This window comes from Pontibacter virosus, from assembly GCF_003096355.1.
Taxonomy (GTDB): domain Bacteria; phylum Bacteroidota; class Bacteroidia; order Cytophagales; family Hymenobacteraceae; genus Pontibacter; species Pontibacter virosus.
This window is the reverse complement of record NZ_QEKI01000003.1, coordinates 278,670-299,153: the sequence shown is the minus strand read 5'-3', so window position 1 is coordinate 299,153 and position 20,484 is coordinate 278,670. Positions and strand designations below refer to the sequence as shown.

Annotated in this window: 20 protein-coding genes and 1 tRNA gene; 15 read left to right on the top strand and 6 right to left on the bottom strand. The window is 49.4% G+C overall.

Annotation, left to right across the window (positions count from 1 at the left end; all coding sequences use genetic code 11):
• Window positions 1-249: 249 nt before the first annotated feature.
• Window positions 250-1,572, bottom strand: coding sequence for a type IX secretion system plug protein (locus C8E01_RS06515; protein WP_116542546.1), 1,323 nt, complete (start codon window positions 1,570-1,572; stop codon window positions 250-252).
• A 185-nt stretch (window positions 1,573-1,757) separates the two neighbouring features.
• On the opposite strand from C8E01_RS06515, the gene C8E01_RS06510 reads away from it, so the two are divergent.
• Window positions 1,758-2,621, top strand: a complete 864-nt coding sequence (locus C8E01_RS06510) for an SDR family oxidoreductase (protein WP_116542545.1) — start codon at window positions 1,758-1,760, stop codon at window positions 2,619-2,621.
• 138 nt (window positions 2,622-2,759) lie between these two features.
• Window positions 2,760-2,831: transfer RNA gene (locus tag C8E01_RS06505), tRNA-Glu, on the top strand.
• A gap of 68 nt (window positions 2,832-2,899) precedes the next feature.
• On the opposite strand, the gene C8E01_RS06500 is transcribed toward C8E01_RS06505, so the two are convergent.
• Window positions 2,900-3,772, bottom strand: a complete 873-nt coding sequence (locus C8E01_RS06500) for a helix-turn-helix domain-containing protein (protein WP_116542544.1) — start codon at window positions 3,770-3,772, stop codon at window positions 2,900-2,902.
• Window positions 3,773-4,141: 369 nt separating this feature from the next.
• Here C8E01_RS06500 and C8E01_RS06495 point away from each other — a divergent pair, with 369 nt between their 5' ends.
• Window positions 4,142-5,251: an LLM class flavin-dependent oxidoreductase gene (locus C8E01_RS06495; RefSeq protein ID WP_116542543.1), complete on the top strand. Its 1,110-nt coding sequence runs from the start codon at window positions 4,142-4,144 to the stop codon at window positions 5,249-5,251.
• A 60-nt stretch (window positions 5,252-5,311) separates the two neighbouring features.
• On the opposite strand, the gene C8E01_RS06490 is transcribed toward C8E01_RS06495, so the two are convergent.
• A complete protein-coding gene (locus C8E01_RS06490) occupies window positions 5,312-5,845 on the bottom strand; it encodes a cysteine hydrolase family protein (protein ID WP_207774873.1) in 534 nt (177 codons plus the stop codon).
• A 334-nt stretch (window positions 5,846-6,179) separates the two neighbouring features.
• Here C8E01_RS06490 and C8E01_RS06485 point away from each other — a divergent pair, with 334 nt between their 5' ends.
• The 7 genes from C8E01_RS06485 (at window position 6,180) to C8E01_RS06455 (ending at window position 12,293) form a co-directional block, all read left to right on the top strand.
• Entirely contained in the window at window positions 6,180-6,749 is a 570-nt protein-coding gene (locus tag C8E01_RS06485) for a Crp/Fnr family transcriptional regulator (RefSeq protein ID WP_116542541.1), read from the top strand.
• Window positions 6,750-6,812: 63 nt separating this feature from the next.
• The gene (locus C8E01_RS06480; protein WP_116542688.1) at window positions 6,813-7,358 is read left to right on the top strand and encodes a heme-binding protein; all 546 of its coding nucleotides are present in this window, start codon (window positions 6,813-6,815) and stop codon (window positions 7,356-7,358) included.
• Between the two features lie 15 nt (window positions 7,359-7,373).
• Window positions 7,374-7,781, top strand: coding sequence for a hydroxyisourate hydrolase (uraH, locus tag C8E01_RS06475; RefSeq protein WP_116542540.1), 408 nt, complete (start codon window positions 7,374-7,376; stop codon window positions 7,779-7,781).
• Between the two features lie 226 nt (window positions 7,782-8,007).
• A complete protein-coding gene (locus tag C8E01_RS06470) occupies window positions 8,008-8,448 on the top strand; it encodes a hypothetical protein (protein ID WP_133242734.1) in 441 nt (146 codons plus the stop codon).
• Between the two features lie 133 nt (window positions 8,449-8,581).
• Window positions 8,582-9,730 carry a hypothetical protein gene (locus C8E01_RS06465; protein WP_165820579.1) on the top strand — a complete coding sequence of 383 codons (1,149 nt, stop codon included), beginning with the start codon at window positions 8,582-8,584 and terminating at the stop codon, window positions 9,728-9,730.
• Window positions 9,731-9,750: 20 nt separating this feature from the next.
• Window positions 9,751-11,418 (top strand): BCCT family transporter, encoded by a 1,668-nt coding sequence (locus tag C8E01_RS06460; protein ID WP_116542538.1) that lies wholly within the window; start codon window positions 9,751-9,753, stop codon window positions 11,416-11,418.
• The gene (locus C8E01_RS06455) at window positions 11,415-12,293 is read left to right on the top strand and encodes a universal stress protein (RefSeq protein WP_116542537.1); all 879 of its coding nucleotides are present in this window, start codon (window positions 11,415-11,417) and stop codon (window positions 12,291-12,293) included. Before C8E01_RS06460 ends, C8E01_RS06455 begins: the two co-directional genes overlap by 4 nt.
• A gap of 17 nt (window positions 12,294-12,310) precedes the next feature.
• On the opposite strand, the gene C8E01_RS06450 is transcribed toward C8E01_RS06455, so the two are convergent.
• Entirely contained in the window at window positions 12,311-12,988 is a 678-nt protein-coding gene (locus C8E01_RS06450) for a site-2 protease family protein (RefSeq protein WP_116542536.1), read from the bottom strand.
• Window positions 12,989-13,201: 213 nt separating this feature from the next.
• Between C8E01_RS06450 and C8E01_RS06445 the strand changes: the two genes are divergently transcribed.
• The 5 genes from C8E01_RS06445 (at window position 13,202) to C8E01_RS06425 (ending at window position 16,863) form a co-directional block, all read left to right on the top strand.
• A complete protein-coding gene (locus tag C8E01_RS06445; RefSeq protein WP_116542535.1) occupies window positions 13,202-13,642 on the top strand; it encodes an RrF2 family transcriptional regulator in 441 nt (146 codons plus the stop codon).
• A gap of 84 nt (window positions 13,643-13,726) precedes the next feature.
• The gene (locus C8E01_RS06440) at window positions 13,727-14,017 is read left to right on the top strand and encodes a DUF2061 domain-containing protein (protein WP_116542534.1); all 291 of its coding nucleotides are present in this window, start codon (window positions 13,727-13,729) and stop codon (window positions 14,015-14,017) included.
• The gene (locus tag C8E01_RS06435; RefSeq protein ID WP_116542533.1) at window positions 13,983-14,705 is read left to right on the top strand and encodes a phosphoadenylyl-sulfate reductase; all 723 of its coding nucleotides are present in this window, start codon (window positions 13,983-13,985) and stop codon (window positions 14,703-14,705) included. Before C8E01_RS06440 ends, C8E01_RS06435 begins: the two co-directional genes overlap by 35 nt.
• A gap of 1 nt (window position 14,706) precedes the next feature.
• A complete protein-coding gene (gene cysD / locus C8E01_RS06430; protein WP_116542532.1) occupies window positions 14,707-15,612 on the top strand; it encodes a sulfate adenylyltransferase subunit CysD in 906 nt (301 codons plus the stop codon).
• Between the two features lie 3 nt (window positions 15,613-15,615).
• Window positions 15,616-16,863, top strand: coding sequence for a sulfate adenylyltransferase subunit 1 (locus C8E01_RS06425; protein WP_116542531.1), 1,248 nt, complete (start codon window positions 15,616-15,618; stop codon window positions 16,861-16,863).
• Window positions 16,864-17,070: 207 nt separating this feature from the next.
• Here C8E01_RS06425 and C8E01_RS22100 read toward each other — a convergent pair whose 3' ends face one another.
• Window positions 17,071-19,050, bottom strand: a complete 1,980-nt coding sequence (locus C8E01_RS22100) for a prephenate dehydrogenase (protein ID WP_116542530.1) — start codon at window positions 19,048-19,050, stop codon at window positions 17,071-17,073.
• Window positions 19,047-20,222 (bottom strand): pyridoxal phosphate-dependent aminotransferase, encoded by a 1,176-nt coding sequence (locus tag C8E01_RS06415; RefSeq protein ID WP_116542529.1) that lies wholly within the window; start codon window positions 20,220-20,222, stop codon window positions 19,047-19,049. Before C8E01_RS06415 ends, C8E01_RS22100 begins: the two co-directional genes overlap by 4 nt.
• Window positions 20,223-20,484 lie beyond the last annotated feature (262 nt).

Here is a 20,484-nt window from a genome sequence, read left to right as displayed (position 1 = left end):
AAAAAGGCGGAATTACTCCCGCCTTTTTCTGTTTGTATTAACTCTAAACTTAAACTATAAGAACAAACCGATTTCTGATTACAAAATAGTATAGCCAATCCAAGGAAGGCTGATAGTCACTGAAGTTAATCACAAAAGACGGGCTTATAGTAGACTAACTTCAGATCATATCAGTTTATTGCCATACTCAAAGGTATAGCAGCTTTATGGTTTACGAAATACCCATAACTGGGTATTTATACAGCAGCTTTACCTGTTGTTGAACAATATCTCCTCATATCCGATCAATAGATCAGCACGAGAGCCCGGTGGGCGGTAGTAGATCAGGATATCATAAGTATTGCCAGTGGCAAAGTGACTTCCCTCAAAATAGCTGGCATCGGCAGGCTGGCCTTTAGCTGACTTCAGCGCATAGTAATAATTATAGTACCCCTGCTTTAGCAACAGCCTGCCTCTGTAGGCTTGCTGCTCCTGGTCATAGCGCATTCGGCTTTCGTCGTTTAACTGCCAATCATTCAAGCCACCTTGAATATACACTTCGCCCTGCTCCTCTCCCGTCTTCAATTCAAAATCAACCCAGGTGTAGTCCGCATTCACAATAGAGTTGCCATACTCCCTGTTGCCAAACAACATTTTGCCGTCTGCGTCAGGATCCTGGCTGTAGGCTGCTCCCGCCCGTATACGCTCCGGCTGCAGCAGTATATGCACAGGAGAGGCTTCCAGGTTGATCTGCTCTATACCCAGCCCTTTGAAACGAATACTGCGTGAATCAAACGCGCGAAACTCGCTCAAACCCAGAAAGTGATCCTTTGCTTCGAAGAACACATACTCCAGACGGCGCTGATCGTCACGCACAAAGGCAGGTTTCGGGTATACCTTGGCATTGTCCCAGCGGTGGTTCTGGCGCATCACCGCTTTTACCTCCTGCGCCGGATTCACCAGTGCGTAGTCTTTGTAAAATACATTGAACTCGACCGGCTGACGGGCGGCCCTGCCTTCAGGACCGGTTGGTGCACCTAGTTTGGCAGTTACCGCTACTAAGTTTTGGTACACCAGTATACGCCTTGTCAGCAGCAGATTGCCTCCCTCCTCACTAACCTGCAACACATAATTTCCGCTGAGCTTCACACGCGGCACCCGAAAACGGTAGTGCACATAAGGCACCCGGGTGTTGATCGAGTTCTGCACGTCTGTAATAAAGAACTCGTTGAAGTCGTTCAGATACTGCGCATCATTCAGACCGGAAGGGGTCCAATCGGCGTTACAATGCACAAGTTTGGCCACTAGACGCTGCGGACCGGCATTCAGGCGGTCAAACTCCAGCAGAATGGGCTGCTCCTGCCCTATGGAGATAACGGCGGGCTCCAGCACGGCTTCAGGACCTCCTGTGCCCCGGTAGCACTGCACCGAGCGTATACTGGTGTCGTACACAAAGTCTTCGTATCGAACCGGCTGTTGTGCTGAACTGCCCGTAGTGGCGTAACCCTGTTGCTCCAGCGGGACACAGGCCGACAATCCCAGGCAAATAGCAGCGAGCACCAAGGCATTGCTAAACTTACTTAAGTGCATCATATTGATCTTTCAGATAATAGTGGGCTAATGCATGCGTCCACCAGTATAAAGTTTATCCGAAGATAGGAATTTTTGAACAAAGCTATAGGAATCGCGTAGTGGAGCATTGTATTTTTCCTTTAATACACTGCAAATTAAACATTTATCACGTATATGGATTAACGCAAATTTAACAGCCCTTCATTATGACTAAAGTTCTACTGGCCGGCGCTACGGGGCACCTGGGGAGGCATATTTTCTGGGAGCTAAAACAGCAGGGGTTTGAAGTGCGTGTACTGGCGCGCAATTTAAAAAAGGCACAGTCGCTTTTCCCGGATCCGGAAGAGCTTGTGCTCGCAGATGCAACGAAACCGCAATCATTGGAAGGCTGCTGCGCGGGCGTCGACGTCGTGATTTCGGCTCTTGGGAAGAATTTAAGTCTCCGTCATAAAGGAAGCGGTTCTTTTCATGATGTAAATTATGAAGCTAATCTACATTTACTGAAAGAGGCCGAAAAGGCTGGCGTGAAGCAGTTCATTTATGTATCTGCTTACGGAGCAGGTCAGTTTCCACGGTTGGCTTATTTCAAGGCGCATGCCGATTTTGAAAAAGCGCTGCGCCGCAGCTCACTTACCTACACCATTCTGAAACCGGTTGCTTTATTCTCAGTGTTCGAAGAAATGTCTGCCATGGCTCGCAGAGGCCACATCGGGCAACTCGGTCAGGGCGATAAACTCACCAACCCGATATATGATGGTGACGTAGCGCGCATCGCCATTTCCTGTATCGGAAATCCCAGCCAGTCGCTCGATTTGGGTGGGCCTGTTACCTACACCCGACAGGAGCTGGCGCAATTGGTTTGTGATGCGGCAGGTTATTCAGGGCGTGTGGCGGAGATTCCCTTCGACTACGTGGATACACTACTGCCATTTGTGCGCCTGCTAAGCAGGAGCCTGTATGATAAACTCGCTTTTATGACAGCTGTAAGCAAAGTAGACTGTGTTGCCCCGGCAGTTGGCCAGCTTAATTTAGAGGCATATTTCGAATTGGAACCTCAGTTGAGTACCTGATCTGGCGAAAAGGAACAAAATTTAGTGGTTATAAATGAACCAGTTAGCCAGAAATGGGCTTTTTGTTCATTAAAAAGTGTCAGCACCGTTTGCAAAATAAAAGCTACCCCCTATATTTGCATCACAATACGACAGAATGGTCCGTTCGTCTAGGGGTTAGGACTCCAGATTTTCATTCTGGCAACAGGGGTTCGATTCCCCTACGGACTACAAACGCCGCTTCAGGTAAAACTGAAGCGGCTCTTTTTTTTGTGGCTGGCCTTCAGGAAAGGTTACAGTTATAAAGAGGCTTCTTGACCATTTGACTGTAGAAATTCTCCTGCAGTCATCCCGGTCTGGGCTTTGAAAAAACGCATCAGGTGATTGGGCTCGGGAAAGTTAAGCTCATAGGCAATCTCACTGAGGGTAAGCTTTGAATGAAAAAGGTAGTTCTTTATTTCAAGCAGCAGTCTTTGCTTGAGCAGGTGTTTGGCCGTTACATTGAACTGTTCCTTTACTGCTCTATTGAGAGAAACACGCGTGATTCCCAGCAGATCGGCATAGTCGCTTACCCGCTGTTTTTGCTTTATATTTAGTTCAACCAACCGCTTGAATTGAAAAGCATAATGGTCATTGTCCCTTTCCATTTTCAGTTGGTTAACTACTGCATATTCCCTGTTCAGCTTCTGCAGAATATAATAGAGCAGGGACCGTATGATGTGTCCGCTGTCGGCCTTGGGATGCACAAGTTCTGATTTAATCTCGGTTAGCAGCGTGCAGAAGCTTTGTACAGTTTCTTTTCTGACCTCCATTTTCAACGGATAGTCCAGCTGGTAGAAATATAGCAAGCGGTATGCAAACAGCTTATCAGCAAAGAAATCGTTCAGAAAATCCTCCTGGAAAAGAAGTATGGTAAAATCCTGTTTGCCCTCTTCGAAATGCCACTGCCTTTTCTGGTATGGAGATAGGAAGACAACGCTGTTGCCAGTCAATTCGATCTGGTGATCATTCAGAAAGAGTCTGCCCTTGGCTTTTTTAAAGAAAACGACCTCAAAAAAATCAGTATTAAACGGTACTTTCCTTAAATAGTCGCTGTCAGCACTCGTAAAGTGCAGTACGTTCAGGAGCACCTCTACTCCACATTCCGTCTTTAAAAACTTAAGGGTTTCCATACGCTTAACACTGCTCAACCTTAGCTTTAAAATAGCAGATTCTGTTTTAAAAAAATGCTACAACCAAGAGAGCCTATACCTTGATCCCAAGGTTATCCTATCATGCAATGTACAAAAAATGAACACTTTCCAATCCATGCACCTCTCTCCTATTCATTCCTTTGTCCCTTGGTTGTAACTGTTGACATCCTTCTTCAGATACGGATTGGTCTAAAAGGAATGCAGCTACGGGTTAGATTAAATTAACTGCGGTTCGGTAAAGGCCTTATCAAAATGGTAGTATTCAGGACATTCCTGATACAAGCTCAATTCTTCTGCATGGGTAATTTTGCAACAGATTTATTGATGCTATAAGAATTGACAAAAGATATGACGGATAATAAGACACCAAAAGAAGATAAAAAAACCGCATTACAACCATTAACCAAAAAAGGAAATGCCCCTGTCCCATTGTCGCTGCTCGATTTTGCCGTAACAGGACAAGGCTATTCTGCCATAGAAACTTTACAAAACAGTATCGAGCTGGCAAAACTTGCTGACCGCCGGGGATTCGCCCGCTATTGGGTAGCGGAGCATCATTCCATGCCGGCCATTTCCGTTACTTCACCAGCTGTCATGCTCTCCCGGTTAATCGGAGAAACCAAGCAGATTCGTCTTGGTGCAGGCGGAATGATGCTGCCAAACTTTCCGCCGCTAGTAGTTGCAGAGCAGTTTGGGATGCTGGAGGCGATGGCCCCAGGCAGGATAGACCTTGGAATTGGGCGTGCCCCAGGAACTGATAGCTATACAGCTACAGCGCTGCGAAGAGGCCTTGCTATCGGAGCAGAAAATTACACCGAACAACTGGAGGAATTGTTCCACTTTTTGGATGACGACTTTCCTGAAGATGACCCCTACAAAGATAAGGTATGGGCAGTTCCAGGTCTAGGGCAGGATCGTCAAAACGGGATACCACGTTCCTTGAACCGCCCATCCGTGTGGTTGCTGGGATCTTCGGGTTATTCGGCCCAATTGGCAGGAAAAAGGGGATTGCCATTTGCTTTTGCAGCCCAGTTGGCTCCTGAAAACCTGCTGATGGCATTTGACCTGTACAGAAAGAATTTCCAGCCTTCGGAAGTGCTCGACAAACCACATACCCTGGCATGCTTTGGTGTTTATGCTGCCGAGACTGAAAAAGAAGCACTGTTGCAAACCGAGAGTTTTGCGCACAGCATGATGCGCATGATGCAGGGACTATCTTATTTGATGCCTTCTCCTGAAGATCTTGCCAAATACCCCTACTCGGCGCAGGAAAGACAGATCATGGAAGGCTGGAGACACAGAATGTACTACGGCACAGGTGAAACAGTTGCCAAGAGCCTGGATGAAATACAGAAACGATCGGGAGCAGACGAACTGATGGTTGTGAATTTGGGACACGCACCGAAGGGTATAATCCGCTCAGCCGAACTAATCGCCGATGCGTACCAGATGCCTTAAGAAAAAACCTCCTGCCAAATTAATGGCAGGAGGTTTTTTTACTTTTAATGACTCTTGGAATTAAGCAGCCACGAATTTGTCTGCATTCTGAACTGTGGCGTAGAAGAATGAAAGAGCACCTAAAAAGGCATGATGAACGTCAGCTGCTCGCACTACTTTTCCGTTGATCTCCTGATCGCGTGAAGCACAGGCATCACCTATAACCGTACACTCAAATCCGAAGTCTTTTGCAGCTCTAGTCGTAGCATCCACACACATGTGCGTCATCATACCTGTCACCACCACTTCCGTCACGTCATTGGCTTTCAGATAGTCCAATAAGTCGGTGTCTCTGAAGCTATTAGGGTAATACTTTTGAACAAGCTTTTCGCCTTCCAGTGGTTTTACATTTTCATGGATCTCTACGCCCGTTGTATCTGGCTGAAAGAAAGGCATGTTAACATCGGCTGCAAAATGCTGGATATGTGCTATCGGCAGATCATTCTTTCTGAAGTGATCGATGACCTTACGTGTATTTAAACTCGCTTCTACCGGTCCTTCCAGTTCCCATGCTCCGTTTTCAAAATAGTCGTTCTGTATGTCTATGACAAGCAATGCTTTCTTACTCATAATGTTTCTATGTTATTAAGCTAAATGATACTGCAAAATTACCACACAGCGAATGCAGCGCTTGTACCATAACATAACAGAGACCTATCAATTTGATAAATAGAAACAGTTTTGATGTGGTATTATTAAGGCATTCAAATTCCAGGGTACTTTTGATATCACTTATATGCCTAATCGACCTTGTAGAAAACGCACCTTTAGTAGGTCTACTCAAAACTTTTTATAACCATTAAGCCGGTTATCGGTTTATCCCAAGGTAAAGCCTGAATACACAACTTAGTCACGCATACTCCCAGACCGAAGAACTCCCGCCAACACCATGTATAGCCTTCTAGAAGCTTATATTAAAAGCAGAACAAGTATCAGCGATGCCTCCCTGAAATTGATCTGCTCCCACTTTGAGCAGGTGAAAACGAAGCGCAACGAACTTCTGCTGCGTTATAGCGACGTATGCCAGCACTATTACTTTGTAAACAAAGGCTGCATCCGGCTCTTTACCATCAACAAAGAAGGGATTGAAACAACCAGGTTCTTCGCTTTCGAAGGAGGATTCGGAACTGCCCTGCCCAGCTTGATTGAACAGACGCCCGCCCGCGAATACATGCAGACCATCGAAAGGTCCGAGCTGCTCAGGATCTCCAGAAAGAACTTCTATCAGTTGGTTGACACTTTGCCCCAATTCGCATTCATCTACCGGCAGATCCTGGAGCTGGGTTTTATCACTGCCCAGAAGCGCATTTACGGTTTTCAAGGGTTTGATGCACTGGAAAAAGTACAGTGGGTCATCCAGCATCAACCTGATTTTCTGTTGCGCGTTTCCAACAAAATGGCAGCCTCTTACCTGGGCCTCTCCCCTTCCACCTTAAGCAGAGTAAAAGCCAAACTCTGAAAACGTTGACCTAGGGCAATGCTTTACACCCGGAGCACCGGTAGTTTTGTAAAAAAGACAACGATGCTTTATAAACTACAACTGCTTATACTTCTTTTCCTTCCGCTGCTCTCTTCGGCACAAACCAGTAAACCCGAAAGCCATACACCAGCAGGCAGCCACTATCAAGCGCAGCCAACATATACCGCTGAAACACAACAGCTCACACTGGAGGCAGCCCTGGAACTGACAAACCGGGCGCAGGCAGCTGCCAAATCTTTGAACAAAGAGGTGAGTGTTGCCGTGCTGGACGCCTCAGGACAAATAATCATACTGGCTCGCGGCAATGGCGTAGGGCCCCACAACACCGAAGCGGCAAGAAGAAAGGCCTATACCGCGCTTTCCACGAAAACGCCTACCCTGCAGCTGGCACGTAACGCTAGCGCGAATCCCGATACCCAAAACCTGGCCAACCTTCCGGAGTTACTGCTACTGGGAGGTGGCTGCCCCATCTGGTACAAAGGACAAGTTATTGGGGGCATAGGTATAGCCGGCGGTGGTGGACCTGAAAATGATCACAACATTGCAACAGCTGCGGCCGTGCAAAACGCAGCCATACTTATACATTAAATCAATACATACACCATGAGAAATTTAGTTTTAGCACTCTTGTTTGTGCTGGCAGCAAACGTTGCTTCTGCCCAGACCACCACCTACCAGTTATCGAGTCATATTTTGGATGTTGCTACGGGCATGCCAGCCAAAGGTGTTCCGGTTAAGCTGGAGAAATTAGATGAAAAGACCCAGGTATGGAAGCAGGTAGATGAGAAGATCACTGATGAAAATGGGCGCATCAAGGAATTCCTCAGTACCAAAAATTCAAACAAAGGCATTTACAGACTTCGCTTTTTAGTGGCTGATTATTTCAAAAACAAAAAAACGGAAAGCTTCTACCCTTTCATTGAGGTGGTTTTCCAGATCAAAGACAACGATCACTACCACGTTCCCATCACCCTGTCACCTTATGGTTACGCCACTTACAGGGGAAACTAACCACGCTGCAGGTATAGGTACCGAGCGGACACGGGAATAGCCCGCCTATACCTTGTTTGAATTTATTTATAACCAGATTCATTGACCAGTTGCACTTACTCCCTTCGGGGATTAAGTCATTGGCTTGCCATTTTCCGAAAATCTGTACTGGCAGGTATAGCCCCTACACCGGATACCCCCTCTATGCTTTCATTAATATTTTATACTTAACTCTAAACAAACACTTATGCTAATAAGAAATCTCACACTCCCGCTGATTCTGCTAATGTGTCTCCTGTCTGTGTCCTGCAAGGGCAAAGATGAATCAGGGCAGAACCCTTTGGACGACAGACTGCTGGGCAAATGGAACGTAATATCCAAAACTGACACGGAGAAAATCGCGAACCAGGAAACTGAACGGGAACAGGAACGCTACGACAGAGGTGAAAAGACGTACGAGTTCACAGAAAACAATAAACTCATCATCGTCGATGGCCAGGGACAGCACCAAGTAACACTGCCGGTTTGGATGGACGGTGGAAAGCTCTTCATCGGCCAGGACCACCCAAATAAAGTACCTTATACGGTAAGCTTTTCCGGAAACAGCACCATTCTCGTGAAAGTAGAGGAAGACAAGAAAGATGGCTTAGTAGTGACGAAAATGGAAGAAGTGGTACTTGAAAGGTAGCCAAACGCATACTAGCACCACATTATGCCGTACCTCAACAATCTGACAATGTGAACTTTCCCTGGCATAAGTAACATTTCCGCTTTGCAGCCGTCCAACAAGAAGGATTGATTAGATTCCCGGTGCGACGCCTATGCAGACAATATTCTTTCTCTCCGTTCTCCTCCTGTTCAGTACGGTGTGTCACGCACAATACCCGGAAGAGAAACCTGAGGAGAAGTCTTATCTGAAGCTGGGCGGTGCCGTGCGTTTTAACTATAACCTCTCCACCTGGAAAGTGGACCAGTTGGAACGGGGCGGTGATTTCGGCTTTGATATGTTCCGCATCAATGCCGAGGCCGAGTATAAAGGCATCAAGCTAAACGCCGAATTTCGGCACTACTCACAAGCCTTTGGCGGCTCCTTTCTCAAGCAGGGCTGGTTTCAGTACGACTTCGATGATAGATCACAGCTGCAGGTCGGGCTGAACCAGGTGCCTTTCGGTATCCAGCAATACAATTCCAACAACTGGTTCTTCAACGTCACTTATTACGTCGGTTTCGAGGATGACCACGACATGGGTGTCAAGTACATACACGACTCCGGCCGCTGGCAATGGCAGGCGGCTTATTACAAAAGCGCAGAGGAGTTTGTATTTGCTCTCACAGATCCTAGCCCCAACCGCTATTCCTACGATGTTACCGGGCGTAACAAAGAAAATAACCAGCTCGACTTTAAGGTAATCCGCCGACTTGGTGACAGCCTGGCTCACGAACTGGGCTTTTCGCTGCAGGGCGGACTGCTCTACAACCTCGACACCGAGCGTAACGGCACCCGCTATGCCGGGGCCATCCACTACGAACACAAGCCCTACCAAAGTCCCTGGAACATCAAACTGCAGGCCATGCTCTACCGATTTTACCCAAAGTATGCCTCCGGAACTGATCCGCACTTCTTAGAAATGGGCGCATACGGCGCTAACTATAACGTGGCCAACAAAGGAGAAATCTATACGGCAGGTATTGCCTACCACATTCCTTTGAATACCCGGCTCGTACAAAGTATAGACATTTACAACAACTATGGCTTTTACCATAAACGTATAAGCGGATACGAAAACGCACATATGAACGTAATGGGCGCTCTCTTTACTGTTGGTCCTATGTACATCTATTCTGATGCCGCTTTCGGCTTTAATCACCCCTGGCTAGGTCCCGAGTGGACGAACGCCCTTGCCGCAGGCACGCCAGGTGATACCAAATGGCACATGCGCTTTAACATTAACATGGGATACTATTTCTAACCTTAAAAAAAATAGAATACATGAGTAAAGTTGGAAGTAATGGTACCAAGAAATCGTTTGGACTGGACGTAAACGGACCCGTGTTCTGGACATCTATCGTGTTCCTGGTGGTAAGCATAGCCCTTGTGCTTATTTTCAGAAAGGACGCAGAGGAGTTCTTCAGCGATACCCAGGCAGCCATTACCTCTAGCATGGGATGGCTCTTCATACTCAGTGTCAACATCTTTGTGGCGTACTGCCTGTACATGGCCTTCAGCCGGTTTGGTAAAATAAGATTGGGTGGCAGGGACGCCAAGCCGGAATTTACTACCTCGGCTTGGTTTTCGATGCTGTTCAGCGCCGGTATGGGCATTGGTCTGCTATTCTGGAGCATCGCCGAGCCAATCAATCACTTCCAGACGCCTCCCCTCGGTGAGCCCGGCACACCTGCCGCTGCCCGGCAGGCCATGAACTTCACGTTCCTGCATTGGGGGCTGCATGCCTGGGCCATTTATGCACTGGTAGCATTGGCGCTGGCTTACTTTACCTACAACCGACACCTACCCCTCACCGTACGCTCGGCCTTTTATCCATTCCTGGGAGAGCGCATCCATGGCGTGGTAGGGCATGTGATCGATATTCTGGCTGTGATCGCAACGCTTTTCGGTCTGGCAACTTCGCTGGGGCTGGGTGTGCAACAGGTGGCTGCCGGGCTAAACCACGTGTTTCCTGCCGTTGCGAACAATATCACCACCCAGATCATCCTTATTGCAGTAATTACCGGTATTGCCACCATTTCGGTGGTATCCGGGGTAGATAAAGGAGTGCGCATCCTGAGCGAGTGGAACATCCGGGTTGCGTTATTCATACTAGTCGCCGTTCTGGTGCTGGGGCCTACTGTATTTATACTTGGTTCCTACGTGCAGAACACCGGCTCTTACATCGGCAACTTCATGCAGCTCTCGTTCTGGAATGAGGCCTATTCCACCCGGAACTGGCAAGGTTCGTGGACAGTCTTCTACTGGGCGTGGTGGATTTCCTGGGCTCCGTTTGTAGGCATTTTCATAGCGCGGGTCTCCAAAGGCAGAACAATAAAGGAATTTATATTGGGCGTACTCATTGCCCCCTCGCTACTTTGCTTCTTGTGGATGACAGCCTTCGGCAGCACTGCCCTGCGCGAAATTCTGAACGGCGACCCTACCATAGCCGAGGCTGTGGCAGCCGACATATCTACCGCTTTATTCGTGTTCTTCGAGCAACTGCCTTTCTCAACGATCCTTTCCGTGATAGGCATTATACTTATAGCCGGCTTCTTTGTCACCTCCTCCGACTCAGGTTCGCTGGTAGTGGTTAGCCTTACATCTGGCGGCAAACTTAACCCACCGGTTGGCATACGCGTTTTCTGGGCGTTGGCAGGTGGGGCTATCGCGGCGGTACTTTTGATCGGCGGAGGCTTACAGGCGCTTCAGACAGCCGTTATCATCACGGGCCTGCCCTTTTCCATCATCCTTTTGTTGATGTGCTTCAGCCTATACCGGGGCCTGAGTGAGGAGGCCGAGGAAGAAACAAGACTCGGAAAGACTCAGCAGCGTAAGGCGTACCAACAACTGGTGGCCGAAATGCTGGCCAGGCGTTCGCAGAAACAAGCCGCCAAAACAAATGAGACCAGACAAGATAATTCAGTATCACCAAACCCTGACACGCTATGATCACGATAGATGCCATGATGGTCTGCCTCGACCTGAGCGACGTAGACGATAAACTGGTTGCCTTCTCCCGCTCCCTCTGTGAGCGCCTGCAGGTCCGGAAAGTATACTTCGTGCACAACGTCAGGCTCTCTGAGTTGGGCGACGACTTCCGGGAGATGATCGGGGATGTGGACCTGAGCAAAGAGGTAGAAGGCAACATCGCCGACATAGTTGCGGAACAATTTGGCAATACAACCGACTACGAAATACTGGTAAGCGAGGAGCCCAACACCGAGGTGATATTGGCTGACTTGGTGAAACGATATGGGATAAAGCTGACACTTCTGGGAAAGAAAATGAGCGACAAAGGTACCGGTGCCCTTGGTACAAAGTTGTTGCGCATACTTCCCTGCAGCGTGCTGGTTTTTCCCGAAACGGCCAGCTTCAACATTCGTAAAGTCCTTGTGCCGATTGACTTTTCTGATACCTCGGTACACGCACTCCGTCTCAGCAAAGAGCTGGCGGACCAATTAAGCCTGCAGCTGGAGATCATGCACGTATACCGGCTCCCGACACAGTTTTTCCCACTCATATCGGAAGAGGAGGCTGTTGGGAAAGCAACGGAAGTAGTAAAGGGGAAATTCGCTGACCTGCAGAAGCGTCACCAGGAAATTGCCGGGGTGCCTTATACCCTGGTGCGTGCGGCCAACAAGAGCATAGGCGAGCGCATCGCCCTTCAACTGGAGAAAGGCCGCCACGACCTGCTGGTGCTGGGCCTCAGAGGCAACAATCCGCTGCCTATGCTGAACTTGGGAAGCGTGCCAACTGAAATTTACAACTCAGACATTAATGTGCCATTGTGGCTGGTGTATGCGGAAGAAGCAATCAGGAAGTAACAGGTATAGTATAGTATTTATAGAGGTACCCTGGGGTAGTTGAAAACCTCAACCTCTTTGCCATTTTTTGTGTTAACCAGCCGGCTCGGGCGATTGCTTTGCGCTAGTTCGTGTGCCCGGGCTAGTGCTTCCTCCTCCTCGTGGAAGGAAGCTACTATAGTCTTGTCGTTATCCAGCACCTGCCACTGCCCTTTTTCCTCTTCCCAGTTAATGCGGTAGACATTTTCAGCTAAAGGTCGGTTTCGGATCAGGTCAAGTATGAACTTGCCATCGCTGTAGTTACCGTCAGGATATGGCATTGGCAGCAGTGCAAAGAAGATGTAGTACATGGAGAAGTAGGTGAACTGGTAAGTGAGCATGCCCGCCTCCACGGCACCAGCTTCCACCAGGTACATCACTACAAAGGCTGACAGCGCATTAAAGAGCACGCCACCCGAAAAGATGAGGATGTTGGAGAAGCGCTGGTTGCGCTTCAGGTTATCAAAAGAACAGAGGCCATACCAGAAGTAGTACTTCCGTACTTCCAGCATACCTACACGAAACATCACATCGCCGGTACCAACGGTTACTTTAATGTTTTTGCCACCCATCAACCAGGCGAAAAACACATGGCCTGCCTCGTGCAGAAAGGAAATTACCGGCAGCACAAGAAAGAAGGCCAGCAAAAACTTCGGTATATCCTGAAATCCAAACATTACTATACCTGTTACGGAAACTGAGAATTGAGTTGTGTTAAGTCAGCAGTATAACAGGTATAGGCTACACCAGCGTAAAGGGAATACAGCTTCTTATAGTCCCTTACTTTATCTCCTGTTAAAACAGCACCTTGTGGAAATACTTCTTAATTTTGTAACACAACCTGATCTATACCTACAGATCGCTCCAGGCATTTTATAAAAGTACGGTACATGCTATCGAAGAAGACAAAGTATGCGTTTCATGCCCTCACCTATCTGGCCGAAAACCAGGATAAGAGAGCTGTGCTTATCCAGGAAATCGCATCGAGTAAGAATATCTCGCATAAATTTCTCGAAAACATCCTGCTTGAATTGAAAAAAGCAGGTATACTGGGCAGCAAAAAAGGCAAAGGTGGGGGCTATTACCTTATCAAAAAACCAGAAGAAATTACACTGGCCAAAATCATCCGATTGCTTAACGGCCCGATTGCCTGGCTCCCTTGTGTGAGCCTGAACTATTATGAGAAATGCTCCGACTGCGCTGACGAGGCCACTTGCAACATGCACATCATCATGTGCCAGGTAAGGGATCAGACTTTAGCAGTTGTAGAGAATAAAACCCTCTCCGATCTAATTGCAAAAACTACTGACAAACAACCTCTTAAATATTAGACATAGAAAATTTAAGATTTTTTTTGACCTAATACCCTACTTAGTTTGTAGGTTTTATGTAGTTTTAGTGCTCAAAGCAGCGCTATGCTATTAGACCAATATCTCCGAAAGACTTTTAACAGGAAGCAGGGTCCCAAGAAGGACAGTAAATTCAAGAGTGTCGCCAAGGCTTTTTCCTGGCGCGTCCTGGGTACCCTGGATACCATCGTCATTTCTTACTTCATCACCGGCGAGCTGAAAATGGCTTTTTCGATCGGTTCGATTGAGGTTTTCAGCAAAATACTGCTCTACTACGTGCACGAACGAATCTGGGAAAGATTCACCATTAAAAACCACGCCCATGAACTTGAAAGATCAGATTCCGTCCCTGCTTGAGGAACTGGCGGACTCGTCGCTCTCCGAAGCACTGGCCCGGATGGCAAACCGATTCCCCGGCAGCCTCGCTTTCTCGACAGCGCTAGGCCAGGAAGACCAGGTCATCACACACGCCATCTTCTCCAGCAAGCTTCCCATCAGGATTTTCTCGCTCGACACCGGTCGACTGTTCCAGGAAACCTACACCCTCTGGAGTGAAACAGAGCAAAAATATCAAAGCAAAATAGAGCCCTTCTTTCCACAGGCCAGCGATGTAGAGGCTTACGTCGCCAGCGATGGCATAAACGGTTTTTACGACTCAGTTGAGAGCCGGAAAGCCTGCTGCCATGTCCGCAAGGTACTTCCTCTGACAAGAGCGCTGCAAGGGGTGGCTGTCTGGGTAACCGGACTGCGATCAGGCCAAAGTGCCAACCGAAGCAGTTTCAACCTGCTGGAGTGGGACGAGACTTTCAAGGTCATCAAATTCAACCCGATCATCAACTGGTCTTTCGACGAGATGATCACCTACCTGCAGGAGCACGATGTCCCTTACAACAAGCTGCACGACCAGGGATTTGTCAGCATCGGTTGTGCCCCCTGTACACGAGCCATACAGCCAGGCGAAGAACCGCGTGCTGGCAGGTGGTGGTGGGAACAAACCCAGAAAGAGTGCGGACTTCATGCAAATTATTTCAACCAAAAAAATTAATATGGCTACTCACAACACGGCATTCCCCAGAGAACTGGAAGACGAGGCCATTTACATCCTGCGGGAGGTGGCCGCACAGTTTGAAAAACCGGTCCTCCTGTTCTCCGGCGGAAAAGACTCCATCACGCTGGTAAGGCTCGCTCAGAAAGCCTTCTACCCGGCCAAAATTCCTTTCCCTCTGCTGCACGTCGACACGGGCCACAATTTCGAAGAGACCATCCGATTCAGGGATGAACTGGTAGAAGAGCTAGGTCTGGAACTGATCGTGCGCTACGTGCAGGACAGCATCGACCAGCAGAAGGTGGTAGAAGAAACCGGGAAATACGCCAGCCGCAACGTGCTGCAAACCGTCACATTGCTGGATGCCATCGAAGAGTTTGGCTTCGACGCCTGCATTGGCGGCGCCCGCCGGGACGAAGAAAAAGCCCGTGCCAAAGAACGGATCTTCTCAGTCAGAAACGACTTTGGCCAATGGGACGCCAAGAAGCAGCGCCCGGAGCTGTTCGATATGCTGAACGGCAGAATCAGTCTGGGCGAGAATGTGCGCGTGTTCCCGATCAGCAACTGGACGGAGCTGGATGTGTGGAATTACATCCGGGAAGAACAGCTGGCTATACCCAGCATCTACTACTCGCACGAGCGCGAGACTTTTGAGCGCGACGGACAGATTCTTCCCTACTCCAGCTTCATGATGGTTTCGGAGGACGAGCCCGTGAGCACCCGCATGGTGCGCTTCCGAACCGTTGGTGATATGACTTGCACCGCCGCCGTGGAGTCTACGGCCATTGTGATAGAAGACATCATCGCGGAAATACTGAGCGCCACAGTATCCGAAAGAGGCGCCCGCATAGACGATAAGCGTTCCGAGGCGGCCATGGAAAAAAGAAAGCAAGCAGGATATTTTTAAGGTATGGACGTTCTAAAAATAGCAACCGCAGGAAGTGTGGACGATGGGAAAAGCACCCTGATCGGCCGGCTCCTTTTCGAGACCAACTCGATCACCACCGATAAGCTGGAAGCCATCATGGCGAGCAGCAAAAAGAAAGGCCTCGACTACGTGGACCTGTCGCTGCTCACCGACGGATTGATAGCAGAGCGCGAGCAGGGTATAACGATCGATGTAGCGCACATCTACTTCTCTACTCCCAAACGAAAGTTCATCATAGCCGACACGCCGGGGCACTTTGAGTATACCCGCAACATGGTGACGGGCGCTTCCAATGCCAATGTTTCCATGATTTTGGTAGATGCCCGCAACGGTGTTGTAGAGCAGACCTTCCGGCACTTTTACATCTCCTGTCTGCTGCGTATACCGAATGTGGTGGTGTGCGTGAACAAGATGGACCTGGTGGATTACGACCAGACAACATTCGAGGAAATAAAGAACGCGTTCATGGACTTCGCCGAAAAGGTGCGTTTTCCGGGACAGGAGATCAGCTTTATACCTGTGTCCTCGCTCTACGGCGAAAACCTGGTGCATCAGTCGGCACATATGCCTTGGTATAACGACGCGCCACTGCTAAGTTTGCTGGAGGCTATACCTTTGGAGCAGCACCTGTCAGAGGAACCGAGCCGTTTTCCGGTGCAGTACGTGGTGCGACCTAAGTCAGAGGAATTTCATGACTACAGAGCCTATGCAGGCAAGGTAGCCAGCGGCCTGTTGCGCAAGGGCGAACGGGTAGTGGTGCTGCCAAGCGGACAGGAAACCACCATCGCCCGCATCGAGAAGTTTGGCCGTGAGATAGAGGCAGCGCAAGCCAAAGAGTCTGTAAACGTAATGCTGCAGGACGACGTGGACATCAGCCGGGGCGACATGATCGTGCCTCTTAGCCAGTTGCCGCAGCAAAGCCGACAGTTGGAGGCCACTATCTGCTGGATGGACAAAAAGCCGCTCCGGGCCGGCAGTACATACCTGCTGCAGCATGGGGTCAACACTTCCAGAGCCAAAGTCAGCGCACTCTCCAACCTGATAGAAGTAGTGACGCTTGGTGCTGACAGTACAGTCAGCGAGTTGAAGCTAAACGAGATCGCCGACGTGCAGCTGAAAACAGCAAAAGAAGTCTTTTACGACTCTTTCGCTGAAAACAGAGCAAATGGTGCTTTCATCCTCATCGACGAGGGGACAAATTCGACGGTGGGTGTTGGCTTGATCAAGTAACATACCTTCTCAAATGCAAAAATGGGATTGAGTCGCTAACAAGTCGCTTGGATCCCTTTTTTTTGCTTCATAGTCTCCTCTTTTGTCATCCTGTAAGGATCCTGGTAGCAAATAGTATAGGCTTAACCACCCGGGGGTAAGCCCCCTTTACTTCAACCAAGATTCTTTACAGAATGACAAATTAGGTAGCACGGCCAGTATTGTTTCCTACTGCGCATTCATGATTGCGCTTTGGTGGTTGATGGATTCCTGGTGCACGGCTTTCAGATATTTTTCAATGAAATCCCTGCTAAGGCCCAGTTTCTCTCCCCGCTTAAAGGATTGCTCCAATACGTCGTTCCACCTGGATGCTTGTAAGATAGTCAGCCTGTTTTCCTTCTTGTACTGGCCGATGCTCTCCACCACCTGCATCCTTTGTGACAGCAGGGTAAACAGCTCACTATCGAACTGATCTACCTGGCTGCGAAGCTCATGCAAGGTGTCGTCCACCCCCACTTTACCATTATAGCCGTTCCGGAGCACCAGCCCGTCTATTATCTCTGCTAACCTATCAGGCGTCACCTGCTGCTTGGCGTCGCTCCACGCCTTGTCCGGATCAATGTGGCTTTCCAGCATCAGGCCGGTATAGTTCAGGTCCATCGCCTGCTGCGAAATTTCAGCCAGCAGCTCCCGGTTGCCGCAGATATGGCTCGGGTCGCAGATCATGGGCAGGTCAGGCATTCTTCTTTTCAGCTCGATGGGCAGTTGCCACTGCGGTGCATTGCGGAACTTTGTCTCGCCATACTTGGCAAAACCGCGGTGAATGGCGCCCAGCTTGGTTATACCTGCCCCGCTCAAACGCTCCAGCGCCCCGATCCACAATTCCAGGTCGGCGTTGATCGGGTTCTTCACCAAAACCGGCACATCTATACCTTGTAGTGCATCCGCGATTTCCTGCACCGAGAAGGGGTTGACCGTGGTGCGTGCCCCGATCCAAAGAATGTCTACGCCATACTTCAGGGCTTCTTCCACATGCTGCTTATTGGCTACCTCCACTGCTATCTTCATCCCTGTCGCCTCTTTGGCTTTTCGCAGCCACTCCAAACCGACGGTGCCTATACCTTCAAAGTTATTGGGCCTTGTGCGCGGTTTCCAGATGCCGGCCCGCAGCACGTCCACCTTGCCTGTTGCAGCCAGCTGTTGGCAGGTTTTAATTACCTGCTCCTCTGTTTCGGCGCTGCACGGACCACTGATCACCAGGGGCCTTTGCAGGTCAGGAAGCCATGTGTTGATCGGGGCAATCTCCAACTTGTCTTTCCCGGTAAGTGGTGGAGCAAAAGGTTTCTGTCGGTTCTTGAGTTCGATGCCATCGAGTATGCGGCTGATCTGGTTGGAAGTCGAGATCATGTCATAGGTTTCGGAGCTGAGTCCCTCGTCAATCGATTCTTTGAAGAGGAGCAGTTGCTCGATGTAAGCATCCAGTGCCGCTGATACATGACCGGCATTCTGCTTAAAGATAGGCGCCCACATATCCGGAGAGCTTTTCGCCAGTCGCACGGTAGACGCAAAACCGCTGCCGGCCATGTTGAAGATGCTTTTCTCGTCTTTTTCGATCTTCAGCACCGTCAGGCCAAGGGCAAAGGAAGAGATGTGGGATAAATGCGAAACAAAGGCGATGTGCCGGTCATGTTCGCGCGCCTCCATGTGCACCGTTTGCATTTTCAGCGCTTCAAATACGGCCTCAGCTTTTCGGACTTCTGCTATACCTGAAGCCTCCGCGTTGCAGATGATATTCACTTTTTGGTCGAAGAGCTTGTGGTGTGCCGCTCCCGGACCGGTATTTTCAGTTCCTGCAATCGGGTGGCAGGCCACAAATTGCTTTCTGCGGGGGTGGCTCGCGACTGCCTTGCAGATATGCTCTTTCGTAGAGCCCACGTCCAGCACAACGGTACCGTCCTTAATCTGGTCTAAAAGGGCCAGCACGATGTCCGAAGATACATCTACCGGCGTCGCGACGATGATCAGCTCACAGCTGCCGGCCAGCTCCTCCAAGCTGCCCTCTTCCTGCAGGATGCCGGTACTTTTTGCTATCCGGATATGCTCCGGGTTATTGTCTGATCCGATTATTTTGGTCGCAAAACCACGTTGCCTGAGGTCCAGGGCCATGGAGCCCCCTATCAATCCGATGCCTACTATACCTACGATCATGTTAATTTGATTTTAGTTTTCTTAAATGCTTTTATTCTTTCCAGAGCTGTCTGCAACTGATCTGTGTCAGCACACAGCGATACCCGGATGTATCGGTCCCCGTTTGATCCGAAAATGAAACCGGGCGTGATAAAGACACCCGCTTCGTAGAGGAGTTCATCCACCAACTGCCCCACAGCTACATCCCCACGCGTGCGCCCCCACACAAACAAACCCACCTGCTCGGTGCTGTAAGTGCAATCGAGCGCGTCTAACAGTTGCCAGGCAAAAGTCCTTCGTTCAGCATAGCGCGCATTCAGTTTGTCATACCACTCCTGGGGCTGTTTCAAAGCCTCAATGGCGGCCTGCTGTATACCCAGGAACATACCTGAGTCGACGTTGCTCTTTGCGATCAGCACATTGGAAATATGCTTGCTATGCCCTGCCAGCATACCGACACGCCAACCAGCCATGTTATGGGATTTACTCAAAGAGTTCAGTTCCAGCACATGCTCCGAAACACCCTTGACCGATAAAATGCTTTCAGGTTTGTCGTTGAGGATAAAACTGTAGGGATTGTCGTGGCAAAGCAGAATGTCGTTGCGCTCCGCAAAGTCCACCAGTTGCGACAGGGCTGCTTTGGATGCCTTTGCCCCGGTAGGCATATGCGGGTAGTTCACCCACATAAGCTTCACCTTGCGCAGGTCCTGCCGATGCAAGTCCTCCAGATCAGGCAACCAGCCCGACTCTTCCCGCAAGTCATAGTGCCGCACCACACCACCTGCCACCCTGGTTGCAGCGGCATAGGCCGGATAACCCGGATTGGGCACGAGCACCTCATCCCCTTCATTGAGGTAGGCGTTGGAAATGTAGGTGATGCCCTCCTTTGAACCCATCAGCGGCAGCACCTCTGTTTCCGGGTCCAGGGTGACCGCATAGAAGTTGGCATACCAGTCACTAAAGGCTTGCCGGAGTGCCGGTGTTCCTTTGTAGTTCTGGTAGCCATGTCCGCTGTCTTGCTGGGCGGCAGCGCAAAGCGCCTCGACCGCCTCTTGTGGCGGAGCCATGTCGGGACTGCCTATACCCAGGTTGATAATGCTCCTACCGGCTGCGTTAAGCTGGGCGACCTCCCGCAGCTTATGGGAGAAGTAATACTCCTGCACATTCCCGTATCTGTTTGCTATGTTTATCATCTGCTTGTTTTAGATGCTTTTGAATTGCTTTAAATAAAAAAAGAGTCCGCCGGATGGGGACTCTTTGTGAGTGAAAAACAAAGCTTGCTTTTTACCATACATGTCCCGCCTGCTTCTTGCGATAGAAGTAGTAATAGTAAAAAGTATGGTAGCTGTCCCGTTTCGCTGTCATGTATTTACATAAAAAAAAGCCTCCGATCGGGAGGCCTCTGATTTATAGCTGTTTGTCAACCTATAGCATCGCCACCCTTATTTACATAAA